Origin of the sequence: Dokdonella sp., from assembly GCF_019634845.1 — a bacterium.
GTDB lineage: Bacteria > Pseudomonadota > Gammaproteobacteria > Xanthomonadales > Rhodanobacteraceae > Dokdonella_A.
In genome coordinates, this window is sequence record NZ_JAHCAQ010000001.1 from 225,279 (window position 1) to 250,529 (window position 25,251).

Here is a 25,251-nt window from a genome sequence, read left to right on the forward strand (position 1 = left end):
TCCATCGCAGCCGGCGCGGGGGCGGTTCAGCGCCGGGACGGGCACGGCACCGGCGCCAGCGGGCAGGACGCGCGGCTCGGGTATCATCCACGTCCTTTTCGCTGCGGGATCGCACCATGAGCAACGACCTCATCGCCAACATCCAGACCTCGAAGGGCCTGATCCGCGTGCGCTTGCATGCGCAGCAGACGCCGGTCACGGTCGCCAGCTTCGTCAATCTCGCCCAACGCGGCTATTACGATGGCCTCAACTTCCACCGCGTCATCGCCGATTTCATGATCCAGGGCGGCTGCCCGCATGGCAGCGGCACCGGCGGCCCCGGCTACCAGTTCGAGGACGAGACACGATCCGATCTCAGGCATGACCGTGGCGGCGTGCTGTCGATGGCCAACGCCGGCCCGCGCACCAATGGCAGCCAGTTCTTCATCACCCACGTCGCGACGCCGTGGCTCGACGGCAAGCACACGGTGTTCGGCGCCGTGGTCGACGCCAGTGACAAGGCCGTCGTCGACCAGATCCGTGGCGGCGACAGGATCGAGTCGATCCGCATCGAGGGCGATGCCAGCACTCTGCTCGCGGCGCAGCAGCCGCGCATCGAGCAGTGGAACGCCGCGCTCGACGCCGCCGGCTTCAAGGCGCGCTGAGGCGGTTGGAGGGGCGCCGCGCGTTGGCGCAGCGCCCCGCCGGTTCAGGCGCGGCGCTTCACCGCGCGGTAGATGGCCAGCAGGATCAGTGCGCCGATCACGCCGCCGATGAAGCCGGAAGGCTGGATCGGGCCACCGATCGCACCGGTACCGAACACGAGGTTGGACAGGAACCCGCCAACGAACATGCCGCCGATGCCGAGCAGGCCGGTGACGATGAAGCCGCCCGGGTCGCGGCCCGGCATGAGGAACTTGGCGACGATGCCGACCAGCAGGCCGATCACGAACATCCATAACCAGTACATGGAACCTCCGCGCTGTCAGGAACTGGGCGACTGTAGCGCTGCGCGCATGTACCGGTTGTGACGATTGGTCACGGCGTGCGCAGGCCGCGCAGGAAGATCCGTGCAGCCTCCTGCACGAGCGCGTCGGCGTCGATCGGCGTGTCCAGGTGGGCATCGAGACGATGATCGAGGACGAGCCGCGCCACACCGTGCGCGAAGGCCCAGGCGGCCAGGGTCTGGTGTGTCGCCGGGGCCGGCACCCCAAGCGCCTCGACCGTCGCGCGCAAGGTCGCCAGCACAAGGCGTGAGGCCTCGAGCAGGGCTGGATACTCGAGCTTGTCGAGGGCGTTGCCGAACATGAGCCGCCACAATTGCGGCTGTTGCCGCGCGAAGTCGACGTAGGCACGCGCCATGTCGACCAGGCGCCGGTCGGGCGTCGCCAGCGGCGGCAGCGCGGCAAAGCGGGCCGCGAGCTGCTCGAAGCCGATTGCGGCGAGGTCGGCCAGCAAGGCTTCGCGGCTCGCATAGTGGCGGTAGGGCGCTGCGTGCGAGACACTGGCGCGGCGCGCGATCTCGCGCATGCCGACGGCGTCGATGCCACCGTTGGCAAGCAAGTCGGCGGCGGCGTCGAGCAGGGTCTGGCGCAGTTCGCCGTGATGGTAGGCCGTGCGCGCTGCGCGGGCGGGTGGCGATCGAAGCGTGCTGTTCATCGCGCAAGGTTAGCGGGCCGATGTTGACAGCGTCAACATCGGGCATTAGGGTGAAGCATCCCCCGCTCCGGAGACGTGCCATGGTCGCCGTCGTTGCCCCCGACTCGACACCGGTTGTCGCCGCAGGCCATGACCTGCAGGCGCTGTTGCGCGCCCAGCAGCAGGCCTTCGCGCGCGACATGCAGCCCTCGCGCGAACAGCGCCTGGATCGACTGGCCAGGCTCGAACGCCTGCTCGACGCCGACGCCGAGCGCGAGTTCGCGGCCAGCATCGCCGGCGATTTCGGCTGCCGCTCGCGGGTGGAGACGATCCTTGCCGAAGCGGTGTTCACGCGCAGCGCGCTGCGCCACGCGCGGCGCCAGCTGAAATCGTGGATGAAACCGCGCCGCGTACCGACGTCGCCGATCTATTGGCCTGGCCGTTCGCGCCTGCTGCGCCAGCCACTGGGCGTGGTCGGCATCATCAGTCCGTGGAACTACCCGCTGCAGCTCGCGCTGGCACCGTTGGTGGGGGCGCTGGCGGCCGGCAACCGTGCATTGCTCAAGCCATCCGAGCTCACGCCGCGCTTTTCGCAGGTACTGGCGCAGCGCATCGCGGCCGCGTTCGCGCCCGAGGAAGTCGCCGTCGTGATCGGCGATGCCGAGGTCGGCAAGGCTTTTGCGGCGCTGCCGTTCGACCATCTCGTGTTCACGGGTTCGACCGCAGTGGGTCGCAGCGTGGCGCAGGCGGCGGCGAAGAATCTCACCCCGGTGACGCTCGAGCTCGGCGGCAAGTCTCCGGCGATCGTCGATGCCTCGGCCGACCTTGCGCTGGTCGCGCGGCGGCTGGCCTTCGGCAAGCTGCTCAATGCCGGTCAGACCTGCATCGCGCCCGACTACGTGCTGGTGCCGCGCGCGCTGCGCGATGAGTTCGTCGCCGAGCTGCGTCGTGCGGTTGCGGCCCTGTATCCCACGATCCATGACAATCCCGACTACACGAGCATCATCAACGAGCGCCACTACCAGCGTCTGCAGGAGCTTCTCGCCGATGCGCGTGCGCGCGGCGCCCAGCTCGTCGAGTTGGCTGGCGACGCCGGCGGCGGCAATGCGCTCACGCGCAAGCTGGCGCCGGTGCTGTTGCTCGACGTCGATGACTCGATGCGCGTCATGCAGGAGGAGATCTTCGGCCCGCTGCTGCCGGTCGTCGCCGTCGACGATGCGCAGGCGGCCCTGGATCATGTCAATGCACACGAGCGGCCGCTCGCGCTGTACTGGTTCGGCCGCGATCGCGCGGCACGCGAGCGCGTGCTGGCAGGCACGGTTGCCGGTGGCGTCACCATCAACGACACGCTGCTGCACATCGCGCAGGAGTCGTTGCCGTTCGGTGGCGTCGGTCCATCGGGGCAGGGGCACTACCACGGCGAATTCGGCTTTCGCCAGTTCTCGAAGGAAAAGCCCGTGTTCATCCAGTCGCGCTGGTCCGGCGTGAGCCTGCTGTATCCACCGTACGGGCCTTTCACCGAGAAAATGCTCAGGATTCTGGCGCGGATTTCATGAGCCAGCGCGGCAGGGCGGCTGCTGCGCTGTGCTAGAATTGGCGGTTGCCAGTTGCCGCATTTTCCCCTTCGAGCAGGATCGTCATGCCCAAACTTGCCACGCGCATGGGGCGCGCCAAACCCAGTGCCATCATGGCCGTGGCCGACAAGGCCAAGGCACTCAAGGCCGCCGGCCGCGACATCGTGAGTTTCTCGATCGGCGTACCCAATTTCCTGCCGGGTGAACATGTCTACGTTGCCGCGCGTGAGGCGCTGGCGAGGGACAGCGGCCAGTACGGTTCCAACCGCGGCGCCGACGTCCTGCTCGACGCCTTCCTCACGCATCTGCACGGCAGCGGGCTGGACGGTTACACGCGCAAGAACATCGCCGTCGGTATCGGCGCCAAGCATGTGCTGTACAACCTGGCCGAAGCGCTGCTCGACCCGGGCGACACGATCGCCTTCGCCGTGCCGTACTGGACCACCTATGTCGACATCGCCGAGATCGTCGACGCGAAGATGCGGCTGATGCCGTGTCCGGCAAGCCAGGACTACAAGCTCACGCCCGCCCAGCTCGATGCGGCGCTGGCGGGGGTCAAGGTGTTCCTGTTCAACAACCCCTGCAACCCGACCGGCATGGTCTACACGCGCGAGGAGATCGCCGCACTGGCCGCGGTGCTGGTCAAGCATCCGGACGTGTGGATCATCTGCGACGACATCTACAACCGCATGGTGTTCGACGGCGTCGGCTATCACAATTTCGTCACCGCGCGGCCCGAGCTGCGCGAGCGCACGATCCAGGTCGACTCGCTGTCCAAGACCTACGGCATGCCGGGCTGGCGTGTCGGTTTCATCGCCGCGCCCGAAAGCGTCGCGCAGGCCTTCACCACGCTCAACTCCAACCACATCACCAACCTGCCCGAGATCGTCACTGCCGCTGCAGTCGCCGCGCTGGCGGGGCCGCAGGACGTGCCCGAGCGCAAGTGCGCCGATTTCCAGGCGCGCCGCGACCAGGTCGTGGCCGCGTTGCGCGCGATCCCGGGCGTGGCCTGCCCGCAGCCGCAAGGGGCGTTCTACGTGTTTCCCGACATTTCCTGCGCATTCGGCAAGAGCCATGGCGGCCAGCGCATCGGCAACGACGTCGACTTCTGCAACGCCTTGCTCGAAGCCAAGGGCGTGGCCTGCGTGCCGGGCTCGGCCTTCGGTGACCCCAATGCGCTGCGGATTTCCTACACCTGTCCGGTGGAGCAGTTGCAACCGGGCATGGCGCGCATCGCCGAGTTCTTTGCCGAGCTGAAATGAGGCCGGTGCAGCGTGCCGGTCGCCGCGCGGCAGCGGTGCCGTGGCGTGACCGGCGTGCCGTCCCCCGTTTCCCCGTCCCAGCCTTTCACTCCGAGGTATCGTCATGAAAGCTCCCGTTCGAGTCGCCGTCACTGGCGCTGCCGGCCAGATCGGCTACGCCCTGCTGTTCCGCATCGCCGCCGGCGACATGCTCGGCCCCGACCAGCCCGTGATCCTGCACCTGCTCGAGATCACCCCGGCACTGCCGGCGCTGCAGGGTGTGGTGATGGAGCTCAACGACTGCGCGTTCCCGACGCTGGCCGGCGTTGTCGCCACCGATGACGCCAATGTCGCCTTCAAGGATGTCGACTACGCGCTGCTGGTCGGTGCGCGCCCGCGCGGCCCGGGCATGGAGCGCAAGGATCTGCTCGAGGCCAATGGCGCGATCTTCGCCCCGCAGGGCAAGGCGCTCAACGACCACGCCAAGCGCAACGTCAAGGTGCTGGTGGTCGGCAACCCCGCCAACACGAACGCGTTGATCGCGCAGCAGAATGCGCCCGATCTCGATCCGAACTGCTTTACCGCGATGGTGCGCCTCGACCACAACCGCGCCAAGAGCCAGCTTGCCGAGAAGACCGGCAAGCACTCCAGCCAGGTCAAGCGCATGACGATCTGGGGCAACCACAGTTCGACCCAGTTCCCGGACATCCATCACGCCAGCGTCGACGGCAAGGCCGCGACGGAGCTGGTCGACCAGGCCTGGTATCAGGACACGTTCATCCCGACCGTGCAGCAGCGCGGCGCGGCGATCATCAAGGCGCGCGGCGCCTCGTCGGCCGCCTCGGCCGCCTCGGCCGCGATCGACCACATGCGCAGCTGGGCGCTCGGCACCGCCGACGGCGACTGGGTTTCGATGGGTATTCCGTCCGACGGCTCCTACGGCATCGCGCCGGGAGTGATCTACGGCTACCCGGTGACCTGCAAGGATGGCAAGTACGCGATCGTGCAGGGCCTGGGCATCAACGAGTTCTCGCGCGCGCGCATGGACGCGACCGACAAGGAACTGCGCGAGGAACGTGCCGGCGTCGAGCACCTGTTCGCCCGGCGCTGACGCGCTGGCTGCGCGACTCTCGCTCGCGCCATTCCATCCAACCCGATGCCCTCGACTCCGTCATGCCGGCTTGCCGGCATGACGAGGCCGCGCGGGGCGTGCACACTCTACGGAGACATCGATGAACAAGCTCGTGGTTTGCCTCGCGCTCGCGCTGGCCAGTGTCGGCGCGGTCGCCGGCGAAGGCATGTGGACACCGGACAACCTGCCCAAGGCACGGGTGCAGGCCAACCACGGCTTCACGCCGGATGCGAAGTGGGCCGAGCACGTGCAGAAGGCCGCGCTGCGCCTGGCCGGCGGCTGCTCGGGATCGTTCGTGTCGCCCAACGGCCTGGTGCTGACCAACCACCATTGCATCAATGCCTGCGTGCAACAGCTGTCGAGCGCCGAGCACGACTACATCAAGCATGGCTTCTTCGCCAAGGAAGCCAAGGACGAGCTGCGCTGCCCGGAGATCGAGCTGAACCGCCTCGACCGGATCAGCGACGTCACCGCGCGCGTGAAGGCGGCGACCGCGGGCAAGTCCGGTGAGGCATACAGCAAGGCCGAGAAGGCGATCAAGTCGGCGATCGAGAAGGAATGTGCCGGCAAGGACAGCGCGCGCACGCGCTGCGACGTGGTCGATCTCTATCACGGCGGCGTGTTCAGCCTGTACCAGTATCACCGCATCCAGGACGTGCGCCTGGCGTTTGCGCCCGAACTCGAAGCCGCGTTCTTCGGCGGCGATCCGGACAATTTCAACTTCCCGCGCTACGACCTCGACATGGGCCTGCTGCGCGCGTACGAGAACGGCAAGCCGGTCCGGCCGAAGGACTACTTCCCGTTCTCGAAGGACGGCGCCGCGGAAGGCGAGATGACGGTCATCGTCGGCAACCCCGGCGGCACCGACCGCCAGCTCACGGTCGCGCAGCTCGAGTTGGCGCGCGACGACGAGCTCGTCTCGTACCTGTTGTTCCTGGCCGAGCGTCGCGGCCTGCTGACGCAGTTCCGCAACGAGAACGCCGAGAATTGGCGCGTTGCGCAGAGCGACCTGTTCGCTACCGAAAATTCCTACAAGGTGCTGCGCGGTCGTCTGTCCGCGCTGCAGGATCCGACCGTGTTCAACCTCAAGCGTGCGCAGGAAACCGAACTGCGCGACTTCGTTGCCGCCGATCCGGCGCGCCAACGGAAGTATGGTGCGGCGTGGGACGAGATCGCCGAGGCGGTTGCCGTCGAGCGCAACAATCTCGATCGCGACAGCTACCTCGAAGGTGGCCGCGGCTTCTACACGCGCTACTACGACTATGCCCGCATGCTCGTGCGCGGCGCCGCCGAGCGCAACAAGCCCGATGCCGAGCGGCTGCGCGAATTCACCGATTCGAAACTGCCGGCGCTGACCCAGCGCCTGTTCTCGACCGCGCCGATCTATGCGAACTACGAGCAGGTCAAGTTCGGCTGGTCGCTGACCAAGCTGCGCGAGACCCTCGGCACGGGTGATGCGTTCGTCAAGAAGGTGCTGGGCAACGAGTCGCCCGAAGCGCTGGCCAAGCGCCTGGTCGAGGGCAGCAAGCTCGGCGATCCGGCGGTGCGCAAGGCACTGTGGGACGGCGGCGCGGACGCGATCGCGAAATCCGACGATCCGTTCATCGTGCTCGCTCGCGCGGTCGATGGCGACGCGCGTGCAATCCGCGCGCGCTACGAGAACGAAGTCGAATCGGTCATCGACAGCAATTCGGCGCTGATTGCCGCCGCGCGCTTCGAGAAGTACGGCACCAGCGTCTACCCGGACGCGACCTTCACCCAACGCTTCTCGTTCGGCGAGGTCAAGGGCTGGGACGAAAAGGGTGTGCCGGTGGAACCGTTCACGACGATCGGCGGCGCGTTCGAGCACGCGACCGGAGCCTATCCGTTCGCGCTGCCGCAGAGCTGGCTCGACGCCAAGGCGAAGGGTGCCCTGAACCTGGCCCAGCGCTACAACTTCGTCAGCAGCAACGACATCATCGGCGGCAATTCCGGCAGTCCCGTCATCAACGGCAAGGCACAAGTCGTCGGCCTCGTGTTCGACGGCAACATCCACTCGCTCGGCGGCAACTACTGGTATGACGAGCGCCTCAACCGTACGGTTTCGGTGCACAGCGGCGCGATTATCGAGACGCTGCGCAACGTCTACCACGCCGACCGTCTGGTCGATGAGATCGAGGCGGCGGGCAAGCGCTGATCGCGCGGGGCGCCGCTCCCCGCTGGTCGGGGAACGGCGGCCTGCGCCAAGACATGCCGGGCCGGGAATCTCGCCCGGTCTGACCTCGCCCGGCGCCGCGCCGGCCGGACCGCGGCGACGAGGATCGGGCACCGGTGCGCTCGTCTTGGCGATGCCACCGGCGGGCGTATCGGCGCCGGTCGCGCCGGCGGCGCAAACAGCGTAGGCTGCGCGCGTGGCGCAGACCGCAGCCATCGGGGCAGGGGCCGGATTGGCAAGTTCGGGTGCACATCGCGATGCAGGGGATCCAGTTGCCGCGGGCAGGCCCGGCGACAGCGTGCTTGCACGCACGCAGATCCAGCCCGATGGGTCGGCGTGGATGCTGCGCCTGGTCGAGGCGACCTCTCCGCACGCACTGGCGCAGCAGGTGGAGGCGTTCGCGCGCACGCTCACCGATGCGCAGCAAGTCGTCCTGCTGTGGCTCGACAGCGACCGCCTGCTGTGCGGCAACGATCTCGAGCTGCTCGACCTGACCGAACTCGGCGCCGCCACCGAGTTCCTGCTCGGCGCCGGCCTCGTCCAGGCGCGTGGCAGCACGCTGTTCCTGCGCGTGCCACCCAGCGCGCTGCTGCTGCTGCGCTGTGCCGGAGAGCGGCCGCCGCGCGGCGCCGAGGATCTGGCCGACTTCCTGCCGTTGATCGGCGCGCACCTCAAGCAGGCGCTCAAGTTCGCCTCGTTGCAGCGCGCCCACCGCCAGTTGCTGCGCTCGGAAGTGCTGCAGCGCGCGCTGTTCGCGATCTCCGACCTGGCCGGTTCCACGCTCGACATGGGTGAGATGCTGGAGCGCATCCACGGCATCGTCGGCACGCTGATGTATGCCGCCAATTTCTTCATCGTGCGCCACGACCCCGTGCGGCAGACGCTGCGTTTCCTGTATTTCTCGGACGTGGTCGACGCCGACAATCCGATTGGCGAGGACATTCCGCTGGCGGCCTGCGAAGGCACCCTGACCTGGCACCTGCTGGTCACCGGGCAGCCGATCATGGGCAGCATGGAGCAGATCCAGGCCATGCTGCCCGATACCTTCCGCCGCAAGGGGCCGATCAGCCGCGACTGGCTCGGCGTGCCGATGCTCAGCGAAGGGCAGGTGCATGGCGCACTGGTGGTGCAGAGCTACGAGGAAGGGATTCGCTACACCGACGAGGATCGCACCCTGCTCGAATTCGTCGGCAGCCATATCCTCACCGCGCTCGCGCGCAAGGAGCGCAAGGACGAGCTCGAAGCCCAGGTGCGCCAGCGCACGCTGGAGCTGGCGCAGGCCAATCGCGGCCTGCAGCAGGAGATCGTCGAGCGCGAGCGCGCCGAGCGGCTGCAGGCGAGCCTGTTTCACATTGCGCAGCTGGCCACCGTCGACATCGACGAGGAAACCTTCTACAAGCGCATGCACGAGGCCGTTGGTGAGCTCATCAACGCCGACAATTTCTTCATCGGCCTGCTGTCCGGGGACAAGGGTCTGCTCGACTTTCCGTACTATGTCGATGCCGGCGAGCGGCGCCAGGTGTCGCGCGAGGTGGGCCGCGGTCTGAGCGAGTACGTGATGCGGACCGGTCGTCCGCTGCTCGGCAGCCGCAGCGAGCTCGACCAGCTCGGCATGCGCGGCGAGATCGAGGTCGGTCGTTTCGGTCGCCCGTCGTTGTGCTGGCTTGGGGTGCCGCTGCGGGTCGGCGACGATGTCATCGGCGTCGTCGTCGTGCAGAGTTACAGCGAAGAGTCGGCCTACGGGCCGGTCGAGCGCGACCTGCTCGGCTTCGTCGCAACCCAGATCGCCACCAGCATCCAGCGCCGCCGTGCTGCCATGGCCTTGCAGCAGGCCAATACCGATCTCGAACGCCGCGTGCTCGAGCGTACCCACGAATTGCGCGAGCAGATCGCCCGTCGCGAGTCGATGCAGAAGCAGCTCGAGCACCAGGTCATGCACGACACGCTGACGGGCCTGCCCAATCGTCGCGCGCTGCGCGAACGACTGGAGTTCGTGCTCGAACGCGAGCGCAACGATCCCGATGGTGCGTTCGCGCTGCTCTACCTCGATGTTGATCGCTTCAAGGTCATCAATGACAGTCTCGGCCACTTGGCCGGCGACAGCTTCCTCAAGGAGATCAGCAACCGCCTGCGCAGTTGTGCCGGCAGCGCCGATCTGGTCTCAAGGCTGTCCGGCGACGAGTTCGCCGTATTGCTCGACGATGCGCGCACCGCCGCCAGTGCGGCAGCGTTCGCGGCGCGATTGCTGGCCGCCCTGAACCGGCCCGTGCACCTGGCCGGACGTGACATCGAACCTTCGGTCAGCATCGGCATCGCCGTGGGCGACCCGCGCCACGAAACGCCCGACGACATCCTGCGCGAAGCCGACCTCGCGCTGTACCGTGCCAAGGAATTCGGGCGCAATCGTTATGTCGTATTCGACGACACCCTCGCGCGCAACATGATGGACGTGCTGCTGCTCGAGGCCGAGCTGCGTCATGGCCTGCAGCGCGGCGAATTCGAGCCGTATTTCCAGCCCGTGCAGCGCCTCGATGGTGGTCGCATCGTTGGCTACGAGGCGCTGTTGCGCTGGAATCATCCCGACCGTGGCGTGCTCGAACCGATCCTGTTCGTGAAGGCCGCCCAGGAAGCCGGCCTCATGGAAGCCATCGACTGGCAACTGTTCGAGCGCGCCTGCCGCACGATGGCCGGGCACAGCGACCCGCACACGTTCGTCACCGTCAACGTGGCCGCGCAGCACCTGCGCCACGACGATTTCGACGAGCGGTTGCTGGCCATGCTCGAGCGCAGCGGATTGGCGCCGGGCCGGCTCATCGTCGAGGTCACCGAGGGCTCGCTGCTCGATGATCCGATTTGCGTGCACGCCACGCTCGAACGCCTGCGCGCATTCGGCGTCGGCGCGGCGCTCGATGATTTCGGCACCGGCTATTCCTCGCTCAGCTACCTGCATTCGCTGCCGCTGCGCATGATCAAGATCGACCGTTCATTCGTGGTGTCGCTCAACGACAACCAGATCACTGCGCACTCGATCGTTGGTGCGATCCTCGCGCTGAGTCGAGCGTTGGGGATCGAAGTCATCGCCGAAGGCATCGAATCCGAACGCCAGCATGCCGCGTTGCGCGCCATGGGTTGCGAGTTCGGTCAGGGATTCCTGCTCGGCCGGCCCGCGCCGCTGCCCGGCGCGCTCTGATACCGCCGTCGCGGCAAGCGCGCTGCCGCATCGGACCGCGTTCGAACGGCAAGCCGCGCGCCGCCACCGAACCGGAGCCATGCGGACGTGGCCACGTCCGCGTGGTGCGGCCGGTCAGGCGTCAATCATCGCCGCCCACGAGGCCGGCGCGGCGCATCTGGTGATCGACCACCACCGCAGTGGCGACGTCGCTACCGACGTTGACGGTGGTGCGCATCATGTCGAGGATGCGATCGACGCCGATGATGATGCCGATGCCTTCGGGAGGCACGCCGAAGGTCGCCAGCAGGCCGGCAATGAGCGGCAGGGACCCGCCCGGGATGCCGGCCACGGCCACCGCGCTGAGCACGGCCATCAGCATGAGGATGGTCTGCTGGGTCAGGGACAGCTCCACCCCGAAGACCTGGGCGATGAACAGCACGACGCAGCCTTCGAACAGGGCCGTGCCGCTCATGTTCATCGTCGTGCCCAGTGACAGCACGAAGCTCGACGTGCTCTCGCTGAGCCTGAGGTCCTCGCGCGCAGCCGCCAGTGCAGTGGGCAGCGTGGCATTGCTCGAGCTGGTCGAAAACGCCGTCACCAGCACCGGGCGGATCTGGCGGAAGAACTGCAGCGGCGAGCGTTTGGCGAGGAAACGCATCCACAGCGACATCGTGCCGAACAGATGCAACGCGAACGCGATCGTGCAGCCGACGACGAACCACGCCAGCGCCGCCAGCACGCTGAGGCCGACCTTGACGATGACGCTGTAGATCATTGCCGGCACCGCATAGGGCGCCAGGCGCAAGGCGAAATCGACGATGCGCGTCATGATCTGGGCCAGTGTCTCCAGGCCTTCGAGCACGCGCTGTCGGCGCGCCTCGACGAGCTGGGTGGCAGCGGCACCGAACAGGATCGCGAACAGGATCAGCGGCAGCACTTCGCCGATCGAACCACGTTCGTGGCCGGTGATGGCGCCGAGAAGGTTGCGCGGCATGAACATGTCGACGATGAGCGCCAGGCTCATCGTCGGCTGCGCCGCGCCGCGATCGGCAATGCCCTTGGCGGCGCCGCCATACTCGGCCAGCAACTGCTGCATGACGTCGGTGGGCAGGTGCCGGCCGGGTTCGAGCAGATTCATCATCACCAGGCCCAGCGTCACGCCGATGGCCATGTTGGCGAAGAACACCGCAAACGTGCGCAGCGCCAGCGGCCCGAGTCGCCCGGGCCGCCCCAGTTGCACCACGCCGGCGGTCAGTGAGGCGAATACCAGCGGCATCACCACGAAGAACAGCATGCGCAGGAACACCTGGCCAAACGGATCGAATACCGCGCTTGCGACCTTGCGCATGAAATCGAGCGTGGGCGGGTGGAAGTGGCCGATCCCGAGTGTGGCGACGGCGGCGACGATGCCGATCCCCATGCCGATGAGGATGCGGTTGGCGAGTGTCATTGGCTGGCTCATCGGCGCGAATGTACGTGGCCGGCGCGCCGGAGTCACGCACCGCGAAGGCGCTGCGGCATCGCGACGCGGCGCCGCTGCTCGATCCGGTGCGCAGCCGGCGCGCGTTCCATGCCGGCCATGGCTGCCGGGGCGGGAGCGTGCCACGCGATCGGCTAGAATAGGCGTTCTTACGGGAGCTCCCATGACTGCGATCGCACCGGCCGGCGCGCGTTTCCGCGCTGCCCTTGCCGAGGAAAACCCGCTGCAGGTGGTCGGCACGATAACGGCCTATGCCGCGTTGATGGCCAGGCGCGTCGGCTACCGCGCGCTGTACCTGTCCGGTGGCGGCGTTGCCGCCAACTCGCTGGGCATGCCCGATCTTGGCATCTCGACGATGGAGGACGTGCTGATCGACGCCCGCCGCATCGTCGAGGCCAGCGCACTGCCACTGCTGGTGGACATCGACACGGGCTGGGGCGGCGCCTTCAACATCGCGCGCACGATCCGCAGTTTCGAGCGTGTCGGTGTCGCCGCCGTGCACATGGAGGACCAGGTGGGGCAGAAGCGCTGCGGCCACCGCCCCGGCAAGGAAGTGGTGCCGGCGACCGAGATGGTCGATCGCGTCAAGGCCGCCGTCGATGCGCGCAGCGATGCCTCGTTCGTCATCATGGCACGCACCGATGCGGCGGCGGTCGAGGGCATCGACAGCGCGATCGAGCGCGCGATGGCCTATGTCGAAGCCGGTGCCGACATGATCTTTCCCGAGGCGATGCGGACACTGGATGACTACCGCCGCTTCAAGGCCGCGGTGCAGGTGCCGATCCTCGCCAACTTGACCGAGTTCGGCTCGACGCCGTTTTTCACGACCGACGAATTGAAATCAGCCAACGTCGACATTGCGCTGTACTGCTGCGGCGCCTATCGCGCGATGAACAAGGCGGCACTCAACGTCTACGAGACGATCCGCCGCGACGGCACGCAGGCGGCCGCCGTGGCGACCATGCAGACGCGCGAGGAGCTGTACGACGTCCTCGGCTACCACGACTACGAGCGCAAGCTCGATGAGTTGTTCGCTTCGACAAAATGACTCTGGAGCATGCCATGAGCGAGACCGCTGTCGCCTTCAAACCCAAGAAATCGGTTGCCCTGTCGGGCGTGGCCGCAGGCAATACCGCGTTGTGCACAGTGGGCCGCAGCGGCAACGACCTGCACTACCGCGGTTACGACATCCTCGACTTCGCGACCAGCTGCGAGTTCGAGGAAATCGCCCACCTGCTCGTGCACGGCAAGCTGCCCAATCGGGCCGAGCTGGCCGCGTACAAGACCAGGCTCAAGGCCATGCGCGGCATCCCGGCTGCAGTCAGGACCGTGCTGGAAAGCCTGCCTGCCGGCACCCATCCGATGGATGTGATGCGCACGGCGGTATCGGCACTGGGCTGCGCGCTGCCGGAAAAAGACGACCACAGCCATCCCGGCGCGCGCGACATCGCCGATCGACTCATGGCGAGCCTGGGCAGCATGTTGTTGTACTGGCATCACTTCGCCGTCAACGGCAAGCGCATCGAGGTGGAGACCGACGACGATTCCATCGGTGGCCACTTCCTGCATCTGCTGCATGGTCGCGCGCCGAGCGAGCTGTGGGTGCGGGCGATGCACACCTCGCTCATCCTCTACGCCGAGCATGAATTCAATGCCTCGACCTTCACCGCGCGCGTGATCGCCGGCACCGGCAGCGACATCTATTCAGCGATTGCCGGCGCGATCGGCGCGCTGCGTGGCCCCAAGCACGGCGGCGCCAACGAGGTCGCGCTGGAGATCCAGCAGCGTTACGACACGCCTGACGCGGCCGAGGCCGACATCCGCGCCCGCATCGAGCGCAAGGAAGTCGTGATCGGCTTTGGCCATCCGGTGTATACGACCGGCGATCCACGCAATCAGGTCATCAAGGAAGTCGCGCGCGAGCTGTCGGCCGCGCAGCACGACATGCGGATCTTCGACATCGCCGCGCGGCTCGAGACGGTGATGTGGGACATCAAGAAGATGTTTCCCAACCTCGACTGGTTCAGCGCGGTCAGCTACCACATGATGGGCGTGCCGACAGCGATGTTCACACCGCTGTTCGTGATTTCGCGCACCTCGGGTTGGAGCGCCCACGTGATCGAGCAGCGCATCGACGGCAAGATCATCCGCCCCAGTGCCAACTACACCGGCCCGGAAAACCTCGCGTTCGTACCGCTCGACCAGCGCGGCTGAGCGCTGGGGCCGCGCGGTGGCCGCGCCGCGACCGCTCGCGCTGGCGCGTCAGGCGCCTGCGGCCGAGGCCACCGGGTCGCCTTGACTGCCCTGCGGACCACCCCAATACTGGCCGTGAGCGGGTTTGCAAGGGGGTGTCATGACGACCTATGTGAAGACCGATATCGGCCGTTCCGAAGTCAGCCAGCGCCAACACAAGCTGCCGCCGGCGGTGCGCTCGTTGCTGCTGCTGATCGACGGCCAGCGCGACGTGGCGACACTGCGGCATTTCGCGCTGTCGCTGCATGCGCCGGGCGATGCGATCGAACAGTTGCAGCAGTTGGGGCTCATTGCGCTGGGTTCGGGCAAGGGCGAGGCGGCACCCGCCGACCCGGCAGGCCCGGCGCCGACCGATGCCGCCATCCGCTACATCACGCTCAGTGGCCTCATGTCCGAGGGCGTGCGTGCGTATCTGGGCATGCGCGGTTTCATGATGCAGCTGCGCATCGAGCGCTGCGGCAGCATCGACGAGCTGCTCGCACTGCTGCCCGACCTGGCCGCGGCGATCGGCAAGGCACGCTCGCGCGAGTTTGGCGCGCAGTGGGAATCGATCGTGCGCAGTTCGATCGCCTGAGGCGGCAGCAGCTCGGCCCGGCAGGATCGCGGCAGCCCCGCCGGGGGCTGCGCGATCGATTCCGGGTGCGCGGTTCAGGTCGTGACCGCGAGCACCTTCTGCACCGCCGGATCGGCTTCCATGCGGGCGCAGAATCGCGCCAGATGTTCGTAGCCACCAAGGTCCACGCCGACGCCCTTGGTCCAGCGTGACGTGATGAACAGGTACGGGTCGGCGATCGAACGCGTCTTGCCGGCGATCCACTCGTGCTTGCCGAGCTGCTCATTGGCGCGGCCGAACAGCATGCGCAAGGTCGCGCGTGCATTGTCCTTGCTCTTGTCGATCGCGGCAGCGTCGTCGAGGTAGGCGGTGGCGCCGAACAGCGGCTTGAAGGCCGGATGCAGGTCGGCATTGACGAAGGCCAGCCAACGATTGACTTCGGCGCGGCCCCTGGGGGTGCCGTCGCCATCGAGTTTCGCTTCGGGGTTGAGATCGGTCAGGTAGTGCAGGATCGCCATGTTCTGGGTCAGGACCCAGCCATCGTCCTCGAGCACGGGCACCGCGCCAGCCGGATTGAGTGCACGGAACTCGGGCGTGGCGCGCATCTCGCGCGTGACAACCTGCACTTGGTAGGGTTTGCCGATCCATTCCAGCACGATGTGGTCGGCGGTCGAGCAGGCGCCTGGCGAGGTATACAGTTTCATCGGATGTCCTTGGGTGGTGGAAAGTCGAGTGCGCAAAGCACGGCTCAAATGGTGGTACGCGCTGGCGGATGCAAGGGCGCAGGCGCGCCAAGGCGCTTCGTCCCGCACGCGCGGCGCAGCGCTGCGTCGACGCGGTGAAGGTCAGGGCGCGACGCAGGCGGCCTCGCCGCGAGGCGGCGCTCAGCGCGCGCCAAGGTCTTCGAAGCGCTGGTTGCCGATCGGCCAGGCTTGCCAGCCGCGATAGTCGAAGTGCCACCATTCGTACTGGTAGACGGTGAAACCCTCGCGTTCCATGTGCTGCCGCAGGCGGTCGCGGTTGGCCCGCGCCGTCGCGCTGCCGCCGCTCCAGTCGGGGTAGGCACGCTCGGAGAATTCGTCGTACAGGCTCGGCATTTCGAGTTCCTTGCCGGTGCTCAGATCGACGAGGGTCAGGTCGACCGCGCAGCCGCGATTGTGGCGCGACCCCTTGGCGGGATCGGCGACGAATCGGTGCTGTTCGACCGGTGTCGCGTCCCAGAACATCTTGGTGACGTACCAGGGCCGATAGCCGTCGTGGACCAGCAGGCCCAGCCCCTCGGTCGCCAACGCACGCTGCACGCGCGCCAGCGCCTCGGCAGCCGGGCGCTGCAGGAAGGCGCGCGGCTGGCTGTACAGCGCCACGCCGAGAAAGTTGCGGGTGCCGGCATAGCGGATGTCGAGCCGCAGCGTGGGGTCGAGCGTGACGAGCTCGACGAGATCACTGGGATGGAACTCGCCCGTCTCGTGCGGCGGCGTTGCCGCCAGTGCCAGCGGCAGCAGTTGTTCGACCGGCCGCGCCGGCTCGATGCGGAACACCGCATCCGCGGGCGCGGCGCGCTGCTGCGCGGTGGCGCTGCAGGCGCCAAGCAGCGCCAGCAGGAAACAGGTCAAGAGGCGTTGCATGGAGTTTCCCCGTTGGGTTGACGTGACCGGTCGATGATAACCGGCCGAGTGTGGCGCGCCCGCCGCGGCCGTGGCGGCCGATTCGCGTTCGGGCATCGCGTCACAGCGTCGTCGCCAGTTGCGTGCCCTGTGCGATTGCGCGCTTGGCGTCCAGTTCGGCGGCGACGTCGGCGCCGCCGATGAGGTGGCCGCGCAGGCCACGCGCCGCCAGCGCCGCATGCAGGCTGCGGTTGGCTTGCTGGCCGGCGCAAACGACGACGGTATCCACGGCCAGCACCTGCGCCTGACCGTCGATGCGGATGTGGAGACCGGCATCGTCGATGCGTTCGTATTCGACGCCGCCGAGCATGGTCACCTGCTTGGCGGCCAGTGTGGCGCGATGCACCCAACCCGTGGTGCGGTTGAGGCGCTTGCCGAGCTTGCCGGGCGTGCGTTGCAGCAGCCAGACCTGACGCGCGGCCGGGGCCGGTGCCGGCGGCAGCAGGCCGCCGCGTGCAGCCAGGCTCGTGTCCACGCCCCATTCGCGCGCCCAGCGCGCGATATCGGTGCTCGGCGAGGGGGCCGGTTCGATGAGGAACTCCGCCACATCGAAGCCGATGCCGCCGGCGCCGATGATTGCCACCCGCTGCCCGACCGCGGCGTGGCCCTGCAGCACATCGACGTAGCTGAGCACGTTGGCGCGCTCGGCGCCGGCCAGCACCAGCGCGCGCGGCGTCACGCCAGTGGCCAGCACGACCTCGTCGTAGCCGCCGAGCGCATCGGGCGTGGCCTCGGTTGCAAGGCGCAGTTCGACACCGGTCTGCTCGATGCGCCGGCTGAAATAGCGCAGCGTCTCGGCGAACTCCTCCTTGCCAGGAATCCGCATCGCCAGCCTGAACTGGCCGCCGATCTGCGCCGCGCGTTCGAACAGCGTCACCGCATGGCCGCGCTCGGCCAGCGTGGTGGCGCAGGCCAGTCCGGCCGGACCGGCGCCGACCACCGCGATGCGCCTGCTGCTGGCGGCCGCTGTCACCACGAGTTCGGTCTCGTGACAGGCGCGTGGGTTGACGAGGCAGCTCGCGCGCTTGTGCTCGAACACGTGGTCGAGGCAGGCCTGGTTGCAGGCGATGCAGGTATTGATGTCGGCGGCGCGGTCCTCGCGTGCCTTGCGCAGCCAGTGCGGATCGGCCAGCAACGGGCGTGCCATCGACACCATGTCGGCATCGCCGTCGGCGAGGATGCGCTCGGCCACCGCCGGCATGTTGATCCGGTTGCTGGTGATGAGAGGGATCGACACCTCGGCCTTGAGTCGCCGCGTGACCCAACTGAAGGCGGCCCGCGGCACGCTGGTGACGATGGTCGGCACGCGTGACTCGTGCCAGCCGATGCCGCTGTTGATGAGGCTGGCGCCGGCGCTCTGGATCTTGCGGGCGAGGGCCACGATCTCGTCCCAGGTCTGGCCACCGTCGACCAGGTCGAGCATCGACAGCCGATAGATGATGAGGAAGTCCGGTCCGACCGCGGCGCGCATGCGCTGCACGATCTCGACCGGCAGACGCTGCCGCCGTTCGACGCTGCCGCCCCAGGCATCGTGGCGCTGGTTGCTGCGTTCGGCGAGGAACTCGTTGATGAGATAACCCTCCGAGCCCATCACCTCGACACCGTCGTAGCCGGCCTCGCGGGCCTTGCGCGCGCAGTTGACGAAGTCGGCGATCGTGCGCTCGACGCCGCGGGCGCCGAGTGCGCGCGGCGTGAACGGCGTGATCGGCGCCTTGAGCCGCGAGGGTGCCACCGAAAACGGGTGATAGCCGTAACGCCCGCCATGCAGGATCTGCAGGCAGATGCGGCCACCCTCGTCATGCACGGCGCGCGTCACCTTGCGATGGCGCGCCACGTGCCAGGGCATCGACAGCCGTCCGCCCAGCGGCGTGAGCCAGCCTTCGATGCTCGGCGCGATGCCGCCGGTGACGATGAGGCCGACGCCACCGCGGACGCGCTCGGCGAAGTAGGCGGCGAGCTTGTCGAAATCGCGCGCGCGATCCTCCAGCCCGGTGTGCATCGAACCCATGATCACGCGATTGGGCAGCGTCAGGTGGCCCAGGTCGAGTGGGCTGAACAGGTGCGGGTAGGGCATGGGGAGGCGGCGCTCGCAGTCAAACGATCGTATGAAGATGCCGCGAGCGCGGGCTCACGGCAAGCGCCGGCATCGGCGCACCGCCGCGTCGGCGCTGCCAGTGCCATTGCGCCGGCGCTGGTGGCATGCTGCGGCATCGTCGTGAGGGAGGCCCGGATGCGCGCGTGGGTTCTGCTGCTGATCGTCACGAGCGGCGCGGCCGTCGCCGGCGAATGTGAACGCGCCGGCGACAGCGTGTTCGCGAGTGGCTTCGAGCGCGTGCCGCTGGCGGCGCGCTACGTTGCGCTCGATGGCAACGACGCTGCCGCTGGCGGGGTGGCGGCGCCGTGGCGCACGCTGCAGCACGCGGTCGACACGGTGGCGCCAGGTACGGCGGTATGCGTGCGCGGCGGCGTCTACAACGCGCTCGTCACGGTGACGCGCTCGGGCTCGGCGGACGCCGGGCCGATCGTGCTGCAGGCAGTGCCGGGCGAGACGGTGGTGATCGACGGCGCCGGTCTGCCGATCCCGAGTGGCCAGCACGGACTCGTCACGCTCAGCGATGTGAGCCCCGTCGTGGTGCGTGGCCTGGAGCTGCGCAACTACGTGACCGCCTCGACCAGCAAGGTGCCGATCGGGCTGTATGTGACCGGCGCCGGCAGCCAGATCCGCATCGAGCGCAACCACATCCACGACATTCGCAACACCGGCAACGGCTGCGCGGCCAATGCGTTCGGCCTCAAGGTCGACGGCACCCGCGCACCCGCCTCGATCAACCAGCTCGTGATCGCCGGCAACGAGATCGACCACCTCGTGCTCGGCTGCAGCGAGTCGTTCTCGCTCGACGGCAATGTCGAGCATTGGGTGATCAGCGACAACCTCGTGCACGACACCAACAACATCGGCATCGGCGCGATCGGTTTCGAGGGCGTCGCGCCCGACCCGGCCTACGACCAGGCCCGCGACGGCGTCATCGTCGGCAACACCGTCCACGCGATCAGCTCCTACGGCAACCCGGCCTACGGCAACGAATACGCGGCTGACGGCATCTACGTCGATGGCGGCACGCGCATCCTCATCGAACGCAACCGCGTGCATCACGTCGACATCGGCATCGAAGTTGCCAGCGAGCATGCCGGCCACACCAGCAGCGAGGTCGTCGTGCGCAACAACCTCGTCTACTTCGGCCACTCGGCCGGCATCTCGATCGGCGGCTATGCGGCCAGCGTCGGCGGCAGCGAGGCGGTGACCATCCTCGGCAACACGCTCTATCGCAACGACCAGGCCGGCACCGGTTCGGGCGAGTTCCAGATCCAGTACCACGCCAGCAACAACCGGTTCGCCAACAATCTCGTGTACGCCGGCACCGACGGCGTGCTGCTGAGCGCCTACACGGGCGATGTGCCGCAGCCGGCCACACTCGATAACAACCTGTATTTCACTGCAGCGGGCGCGGCTGGCGCGAGCTGGGTCTGGCTCGGCAGCGAGTATGCGAGCCTGGCGGCATTTCGCGCCGCTTCGGGGCAGGACGCGCAGTCGCTGATCGCCGATCCGCTCATCGTCGACGCGATCGCGCCCGATCTGCGCGTGGCCGCGGGTTCGCCCGCGATCGATGCCGGCGCCGATCCCGGCAGTGGCCTGGCCGGTGCGCTCGACTTCGCGGGCCGGCCGCGCATCAACGGCACCGCGCTCGACATCGGCGCCTACGAGCACTGACGCCGACGCGCCGCGGCTGGCAAAATGGCGCCCCGGCGCCGGCGCGCATCGCGCCCGGGGCCACTCCCCGCAGTCGTGTTGCCGGCGATCGGTCATGCCGGTCGCGACGCCGCCCAGCCGCCAAGGATCACCGCCATGAACCGACTCCACCGCAAGCCCTTGCCGGGCACCACGCTCGACTGGTACGACGCGCGCGAGGTGGTCGAGGCGTTGCAACCGGGCGCATGGGCGGGCCTGCCCTACACCGCACGCGTGCACGCCGAGAACATCGTGCGCTGTGCCGATCCGGTGCGCATCGACGCCTTTCTCGGACAACTCATCGAACGGCGCCGCGATGTCGATTTCCCGTGGTTTCCGGCCCGCGTGGTGTGCCACGACATCCTCGGCCAGACTGCGCTGGTCGACCTGGCCGGCCTGCGCGAGGCGATCGCCGCCGCCGGCGGCGATCCGGCCAAGGTCAACCCGGTGGTGCCGGTGCAGCTCATCGTCGATCATTCGCTGGCCGTGGAGGCGCCCGGTTTCGACAAGGATGCCTTTGCCAGGAACCGCGCGATCGAGGACCGCCGCAACGCCGACCGCTTCCATTTCATCGACTGGTGCAAGCGCGCTTTCGACAATGTCGACGTGATCCCGGCCGGCAACGGCATCATGCACCAGATCAATCTCGAGAAGATGTCGCCGGTCGTGTACGTGCGCGACGGCGTCGCCTTCCCCGACACCTGCGTCGGCACCGATTCGCACACGCCGCACGTCGATGCGCTTGGCGTCATCGCGATCGGCGTCGGTGGCCTGGAGGCCGAGAGCGTCATGCTGGGACGCGCCTCGATGATGCGCCTGCCCGACATCGTGGCGGTGGAGCTGGCCGGCCGGCCCGGTGCTGGCATCACCGCCACCGACGTGGTGCTGGCGCTGACCGAGTTCCTGCGCAAGGAAAAGGTCGTCGGCGCGTATCTGGAACTGCGCGGACCCGGCGCGGCGGCGCTCACGATCGGTGATCGCGCCACGATCTCGAACATGGCGCCCGAGTATGGCGCCACCGCGGCGATGTTCGCGATCGATGCCAACACGCTCGACTACCTGCGCCTGACCGGCCGCAGCGACGAACAGGTGGCGCTGGTGGAAACCTATGCCAGGGCCGCCGGCCTGTGGGCCGACGATCTGGCCCAGGCGCGCTACGAGCGCACGCTGCATTTCGACCTCGGCAGCGTGGTGCGCAACCTGGCCGGGCCGAGCAATCCGCATCGGCGCCTGCCGGTGAGTGCATTGCGCGACCGCGGCGTGGCCGACGAGGCCAAGCTCGCTGCCGCGCGCGGCGAAGAGGCGCGCGGCCTCATCCCCGACGGCGCGGTCATCATTGCCGCGATCACCTCGTGCACCAATACCTCCAATCCGCGCAACGTGATCGCTGCCGGCCTGCTCGCGCGCAACGCCAACCAGCGCGGACTGGTGCGCAAGCCGTGGGTCAAGACCTCGCTCGCGCCGGGATCGCGCGCGGTCGAGTTGTACCTGCGCGAAGCCGGGCTGCTCGGCGAGCTCGAACGACTCGGCTTCGGCATCGTCGGCTTCGCCTGCACCACCTGCAATGGCATGAGCGGCGCGCTTGATCCGGCGATCCAGCGCGAAGTCCTCGAGCGCGACCTGTACACCACGGCGGTGCTGAGCGGCAATCGCAATTTCGACGGGCGCATCCACCCCTACGCGAAGCAGGCGTTCCTGGCCTCGCCGCCGCTCGTGATCGCCTATGCGATCGCCGGCAGCGTGCGCTTCGACATCGAGAAGGACGTGCTCGGCGTCGATGCGCAGGGCAACGAGGTTCGCCTGCGCGACATCTGGCCGAGCGATGCCGAGATCGATGCGGTGGTCAAGTCCAGCGTCAAACCCGAACAGTTCCGCAGCATCTACGAGCCGATGTTCGCGCGTCATGGCAGCGTGGCGCGGGCCCGGCCGCTGTATGAGTGGCGCGCAGCGAGCACCTACATCCGCTGCCCGCCGTACTGGGAAGGCGCGCTGGCCGGGGCGCGCACACTGCGCGGCATGCGGGCGCTCGCCGTGCTCGGCGACAACATCACCACCGACCACCTGTCGCCGTCGAACGCGATCCTGCCCGCCAGCGCGGCCGGTGAATACCTTGCCCGCATGGGGCTGCCGGAGGAGGACTTCAATTCCTACGCCACCCATCGCGGCGACCACCTCACCGCGCAGCGCGCAACCTTCGCCAACCCCAAGCTCGTCAACGAAATGGCCGTGGTCGATGGCACGGTCGTGCAGGGTTCGCTGGCGCGGGTGGAGCCTGATGGCGTGGTCATGCGCATGTGGGAGGCGATCGAAACCTACATGGAGCGCAAGCAGCCCCTCATCATCATCGCCGGCGCCGACTACGGCCAGGGTTCGAGCCGCGACTGGGCGGCCAAGGGCGTGCGGCTGGCCGGGGTCGAGGCGATCGTGGCCGAAGGTTTCGAACGCATCCACCGCACCAACCTCGTCGGCATGGGTGTGCTGCCGTTGCAGTTCGAGCCCGGCACCACGCGCCGGACGCTGGGGATCGATGGCAGCGAGACCTTCAGCGTGCGCGGCGAGCGCGCGCCCGGTGCCACCCTCACGCTCGTGATCGAGCGCCGCGATGGCAGCGCGGTCGAGGTCCGCGTCACCTGTCGCCTCGATTCGGACGAAGACCTGCTGATCTACGAGGCCGGTGGCGTGCTGCAGCGCTTTGCGCAGGATTTCATGGCCGCCAGCAGCGCGGCCTGAGCGCATGGAACGGCTGGCGCCGGCCTTGCCGGCGCCGCATGACCGCGCTCGGAAGGGTTCAAGACCGTTGGCGAAGATGCGCTCGGCCAAGCGCAGGCGCCAATCCATCGGAGCGGCGCGCAGGGCGCCGAGGTGGTCGAACCGACTCGCAGCCCAGTCGCCCGAGCGGCCATGGACCTCGCCAGGTGAGGATTGACCTGCGCTCGCCGCCTCGCCATGGCGACCGCTTCGGGTCGGCGGCGTTCATCCAGACCGGCGCATCATGCCGGGTTGCGGCAGATCGGTGCCGCCGCCGCGGGCAGCGTGCCGGCGCGCGGATGCGGGTGGGAGGCCAACCACGATGACATCGATTGCTGTCCAGGGGCGCGCCGATTGGGACGAGGTGCTTGTCGCGATCGTCGATTACGTCGAGCGTTTCGAACCGCGCAACGAACTGGCCTGGCATACCGCGCGCCACATGCTGCTCGATTCGCTCGGCTGCGCGTTCGAGGCGCTGCAATACCCGGCCTGCACCAAGTTGCTCGGGCCGGTCGTGCCCGGCGCCACGCTCGCCAACGGGGCGCGCGTGCCGGGCACCGGGTTCGAACTCGACCCGGTCAAGGCCGCGTTCGACATCGGCACGACGATCCGCTGGCTCGACTTCAACGACACCTGGCTCGCGGCGGAGTGGGGGCATCCTTCGGACAATCTCGGTGCGATCCTGGCGCTGGCCGACTGGCGCAGCCGCAATGGCGCCGCGCTGACGATGCGCGACGTGCTCGAATGCGCGATCAAGGCGCATGAGATCCAGGGTGTGCTCGCGCTGCGCAATTCGTTCAACCAGGTCGGTCTCGATCATGTCGCCCTCGTCAAGCTTGCCTCGACGGCGGTCGCCTGCCGCCTGCTCGAGCTCGACCGCGCGCAATCGCTGGCCGCGCTGTCACAGGTGTTCGTCGATGGACAGGCGCTGCGCACCTATCGCCACGCGCCCAACACGGGTTCGCGCAAGAGCTGGGCCGCCGGCGATGCGACCAGTCGCGCCGTGCGCCTGGCGCTGATCGCACGCAGCGGCGAGATGGGCTACCCGAGCGCGCTCACGGCGCCCGCTTGGGGGTTCTACGATGTCTCGTTCCAGGGACGGCCATTCCGCTTCGAACGCGAGTTCGCCAGCTACGTGATCGAGAACGTGCTGTTCAAGATCAGCTATCCGGCCGAGTTTCATGCGCAGAGCGCGGTCGAAGCCGCGCTGACGCTGCAGGCGCGGCTCGCGGCGATGGGGCGCGGCAGTGACGACATCGCCGCGATCGTGATCCGCACCCAGGCCGCCTGCATGCGCATCATCGACAAGCAGGGACCGCTCGACAATCCAGCCGACCGCGACCATTGCATCCAGTACATGGTGGCCGTGCCGCTGATCTTCGGGCGCCTGGGCGCCGCCGACTACGAGGACGCGGTCGCCGCCGATCCACGCATCGATGCGCTGCGGGCGAAGATCCGCTGCGTCGAGGACCCGCAGTTCACGGCCGACTACCACGATCCCGACAAACGCTCGATCGCCAATGCGCTGACGGTCACGCTGGTCGACGGCAGCGTGCTCGACGAGGTGCGCGTCGATTATCCGATCGGCCATCGCCGGCGCCGCGACGAGGGCCTTGCCTTGCTCGAGGCCAAGTTCCGCCGCAACCTCGCGCGCTGCTTCGATGCGGCGCGGCAGCAACGCATCCTCGCGGTCGCGCTCGACCAGGCCCGACTCGAGGCAATGCCGGTTCGCGAGTTCATCGATCTGCTGGTGCCGTGAACGACGCCGCTTGTGCGGCGCGGAACGCTCGCGCAGACTGTCGCGCCATTTCCACTGTCGACGCGCGCCTGGCCGCC

The 25,251-nt window shown here is 68.0% G+C and carries 18 protein-coding genes; 12 read left to right on the forward strand and 6 right to left on the reverse strand.

The genetic code is table 11. The features are described from left to right. The first annotated feature begins 116 nt into the window (after positions 1-116). Entirely contained in the window at positions 117-644 is a 528-nt protein-coding gene (locus KF903_RS01040) for a peptidylprolyl isomerase (protein ID WP_291209901.1), read from the forward strand. Positions 645-688: 44 nt separating this feature from the next. Here KF903_RS01040 and KF903_RS01045 read toward each other — a convergent pair whose 3' ends face one another. Then, entirely contained in the window at positions 689-949 is a 261-nt protein-coding gene (locus tag KF903_RS01045; RefSeq protein WP_291209903.1) for a GlsB/YeaQ/YmgE family stress response membrane protein, read from the reverse strand. A 68-nt stretch (positions 950-1,017) separates the two neighbouring features. After that, positions 1,018-1,638 carry a TetR/AcrR family transcriptional regulator gene (locus KF903_RS01050; protein WP_291209905.1) on the reverse strand — a complete coding sequence of 207 codons (621 nt, stop codon included), beginning with the start codon at positions 1,636-1,638 and terminating at the stop codon, positions 1,018-1,020. A gap of 80 nt (positions 1,639-1,718) precedes the next feature. Here KF903_RS01050 and KF903_RS01055 point away from each other — a divergent pair, with 80 nt between their 5' ends. The 5 genes from KF903_RS01055 to KF903_RS01075 all read left to right on the forward strand — a co-directional run bounded on the left by KF903_RS01055 (position 1,719) and on the right by KF903_RS01075 (position 10,948). Continuing rightward, a complete protein-coding gene (locus tag KF903_RS01055) occupies positions 1,719-3,173 on the forward strand; it encodes a coniferyl aldehyde dehydrogenase (RefSeq protein WP_291209907.1) in 1,455 nt (484 codons plus the stop codon). Positions 3,174-3,256: 83 nt separating this feature from the next. Then, positions 3,257-4,453 carry an aminotransferase class I/II-fold pyridoxal phosphate-dependent enzyme gene (locus tag KF903_RS01060; protein ID WP_291209909.1) on the forward strand — a complete coding sequence of 399 codons (1,197 nt, stop codon included), beginning with the start codon at positions 3,257-3,259 and terminating at the stop codon, positions 4,451-4,453. A 103-nt stretch (positions 4,454-4,556) separates the two neighbouring features. Beyond that, entirely contained in the window at positions 4,557-5,543 is a 987-nt protein-coding gene (locus KF903_RS01065) for a malate dehydrogenase (protein ID WP_291209911.1), read from the forward strand. Positions 5,544-5,664: 121 nt separating this feature from the next. Next, positions 5,665-7,740, forward strand: a complete 2,076-nt coding sequence (locus KF903_RS01070; RefSeq protein ID WP_291209913.1) for a S46 family peptidase — start codon at positions 5,665-5,667, stop codon at positions 7,738-7,740. A gap of 316 nt (positions 7,741-8,056) precedes the next feature. Then, positions 8,057-10,948, forward strand: coding sequence for an EAL domain-containing protein (locus KF903_RS01075; protein WP_291209915.1), 2,892 nt, complete (start codon positions 8,057-8,059; stop codon positions 10,946-10,948). A 121-nt stretch (positions 10,949-11,069) separates the two neighbouring features. Here the strand turns inward: KF903_RS01075 and KF903_RS01080 are convergent, their stop codons facing one another. Then, the gene (locus KF903_RS01080; protein ID WP_291209917.1) at positions 11,070-12,392 is read right to left on the reverse strand and encodes a dicarboxylate/amino acid:cation symporter; all 1,323 of its coding nucleotides are present in this window, start codon (positions 12,390-12,392) and stop codon (positions 11,070-11,072) included. A gap of 181 nt (positions 12,393-12,573) precedes the next feature. On the opposite strand from KF903_RS01080, the gene prpB reads away from it, so the two are divergent. The 3 genes from prpB (at position 12,574) to KF903_RS01095 (ending at position 15,237) form a co-directional block, all read left to right on the forward strand. Beyond that, positions 12,574-13,458 carry a methylisocitrate lyase gene (gene prpB / locus KF903_RS01085; RefSeq protein ID WP_291209919.1) on the forward strand — a complete coding sequence of 295 codons (885 nt, stop codon included), beginning with the start codon at positions 12,574-12,576 and terminating at the stop codon, positions 13,456-13,458. A gap of 14 nt (positions 13,459-13,472) precedes the next feature. Then, complete coding sequence (gene prpC / locus KF903_RS01090; RefSeq protein WP_291209921.1) at positions 13,473-14,624, forward strand: 2-methylcitrate synthase; 1,152 nt, start codon at positions 13,473-13,475, stop codon at positions 14,622-14,624. 139 nt (positions 14,625-14,763) lie between these two features. Then, a complete protein-coding gene (locus KF903_RS01095; protein WP_291209923.1) occupies positions 14,764-15,237 on the forward strand; it encodes a hypothetical protein in 474 nt (157 codons plus the stop codon). Positions 15,238-15,311: 74 nt separating this feature from the next. On the opposite strand, the gene KF903_RS01100 is transcribed toward KF903_RS01095, so the two are convergent. The 3 genes from KF903_RS01100 to KF903_RS01110 all read right to left on the reverse strand — a co-directional run bounded on the left by KF903_RS01100 (position 15,312) and on the right by KF903_RS01110 (position 18,954). Next, positions 15,312-15,920: a glutathione S-transferase N-terminal domain-containing protein gene (locus tag KF903_RS01100; protein ID WP_291209924.1), complete on the reverse strand. Its 609-nt coding sequence runs from the start codon at positions 15,918-15,920 to the stop codon at positions 15,312-15,314. A 180-nt stretch (positions 15,921-16,100) separates the two neighbouring features. Then, the gene (locus KF903_RS01105; RefSeq protein WP_291209926.1) at positions 16,101-16,841 is read right to left on the reverse strand and encodes a M15 family metallopeptidase; all 741 of its coding nucleotides are present in this window, start codon (positions 16,839-16,841) and stop codon (positions 16,101-16,103) included. A 100-nt stretch (positions 16,842-16,941) separates the two neighbouring features. After that, on the reverse strand, positions 16,942-18,954 hold the full coding sequence (locus KF903_RS01110; protein WP_291209928.1) for an NADPH-dependent 2,4-dienoyl-CoA reductase: 2,013 nt from the start codon (positions 18,952-18,954) through the stop codon (positions 16,942-16,944). 156 nt (positions 18,955-19,110) lie between these two features. Here KF903_RS01110 and KF903_RS01115 point away from each other — a divergent pair, with 156 nt between their 5' ends. The 3 genes from KF903_RS01115 (at position 19,111) to KF903_RS01125 (ending at position 25,174) form a co-directional block, all read left to right on the forward strand. Next, positions 19,111-20,649, forward strand: a complete 1,539-nt coding sequence (locus KF903_RS01115) for a right-handed parallel beta-helix repeat-containing protein (RefSeq protein ID WP_291209930.1) — start codon at positions 19,111-19,113, stop codon at positions 20,647-20,649. A gap of 135 nt (positions 20,650-20,784) precedes the next feature. Continuing rightward, positions 20,785-23,397, forward strand: coding sequence for a Fe/S-dependent 2-methylisocitrate dehydratase AcnD (gene acnD, locus KF903_RS01120; protein WP_291209931.1), 2,613 nt, complete (start codon positions 20,785-20,787; stop codon positions 23,395-23,397). A 340-nt stretch (positions 23,398-23,737) separates the two neighbouring features. Further along, entirely contained in the window at positions 23,738-25,174 is a 1,437-nt protein-coding gene (locus tag KF903_RS01125) for a bifunctional 2-methylcitrate dehydratase/aconitate hydratase (protein ID WP_291209932.1), read from the forward strand. Positions 25,175-25,251 lie beyond the last annotated feature (77 nt).

What these genes read in the sequence shown, in the direction of transcription:
- KF903_RS01040 (WP_291209901.1), top strand. Translation starts at nt 117, where the DNA reads ATGAGCAACGACCTCATCGCCAACATCCAGACCTCGAAGGGCCTGATC.
- KF903_RS01045 (WP_291209903.1), bottom strand. Translation starts at nt 949, where the DNA reads ATGTACTGGTTATGGATGTTCGTGATCGGCCTGCTGGTCGGCATCGTC.
- KF903_RS01050 (WP_291209905.1), bottom strand. Translation starts at nt 1,638, where the DNA reads ATGAACAGCACGCTTCGATCGCCACCCGCCCGCGCAGCGCGCACGGCC.
- KF903_RS01055 (WP_291209907.1), top strand. Translation starts at nt 1,719, where the DNA reads ATGGTCGCCGTCGTTGCCCCCGACTCGACACCGGTTGTCGCCGCAGGC.
- KF903_RS01060 (WP_291209909.1), top strand. Translation starts at nt 3,257, where the DNA reads ATGCCCAAACTTGCCACGCGCATGGGGCGCGCCAAACCCAGTGCCATC.
- KF903_RS01065 (WP_291209911.1), top strand. Translation starts at nt 4,557, where the DNA reads ATGAAAGCTCCCGTTCGAGTCGCCGTCACTGGCGCTGCCGGCCAGATC.
- KF903_RS01070 (WP_291209913.1), top strand. Translation starts at nt 5,665, where the DNA reads ATGAACAAGCTCGTGGTTTGCCTCGCGCTCGCGCTGGCCAGTGTCGGC.
- KF903_RS01080 (WP_291209917.1), bottom strand. Translation starts at nt 12,392, where the DNA reads ATGAGCCAGCCAATGACACTCGCCAACCGCATCCTCATCGGCATGGGG.
- prpB (WP_291209919.1), top strand. Translation starts at nt 12,574, where the DNA reads ATGACTGCGATCGCACCGGCCGGCGCGCGTTTCCGCGCTGCCCTTGCC.
- prpC (WP_291209921.1), top strand. Translation starts at nt 13,473, where the DNA reads ATGAGCGAGACCGCTGTCGCCTTCAAACCCAAGAAATCGGTTGCCCTG.
- KF903_RS01095 (WP_291209923.1), top strand. Translation starts at nt 14,764, where the DNA reads ATGACGACCTATGTGAAGACCGATATCGGCCGTTCCGAAGTCAGCCAG.
- KF903_RS01100 (WP_291209924.1), bottom strand. Translation starts at nt 15,920, where the DNA reads ATGAAACTGTATACCTCGCCAGGCGCCTGCTCGACCGCCGACCACATC.
- KF903_RS01105 (WP_291209926.1), bottom strand. Translation starts at nt 16,841, where the DNA reads ATGCAACGCCTCTTGACCTGTTTCCTGCTGGCGCTGCTTGGCGCCTGC.
- KF903_RS01110 (WP_291209928.1), bottom strand. Translation starts at nt 18,954, where the DNA reads ATGCCCTACCCGCACCTGTTCAGCCCACTCGACCTGGGCCACCTGACG.
- KF903_RS01115 (WP_291209930.1), top strand. Translation starts at nt 19,111, where the DNA reads ATGCGCGCGTGGGTTCTGCTGCTGATCGTCACGAGCGGCGCGGCCGTC.
- acnD (WP_291209931.1), top strand. Translation starts at nt 20,785, where the DNA reads ATGAACCGACTCCACCGCAAGCCCTTGCCGGGCACCACGCTCGACTGG.
- KF903_RS01125 (WP_291209932.1), top strand. Translation starts at nt 23,738, where the DNA reads ATGACATCGATTGCTGTCCAGGGGCGCGCCGATTGGGACGAGGTGCTT.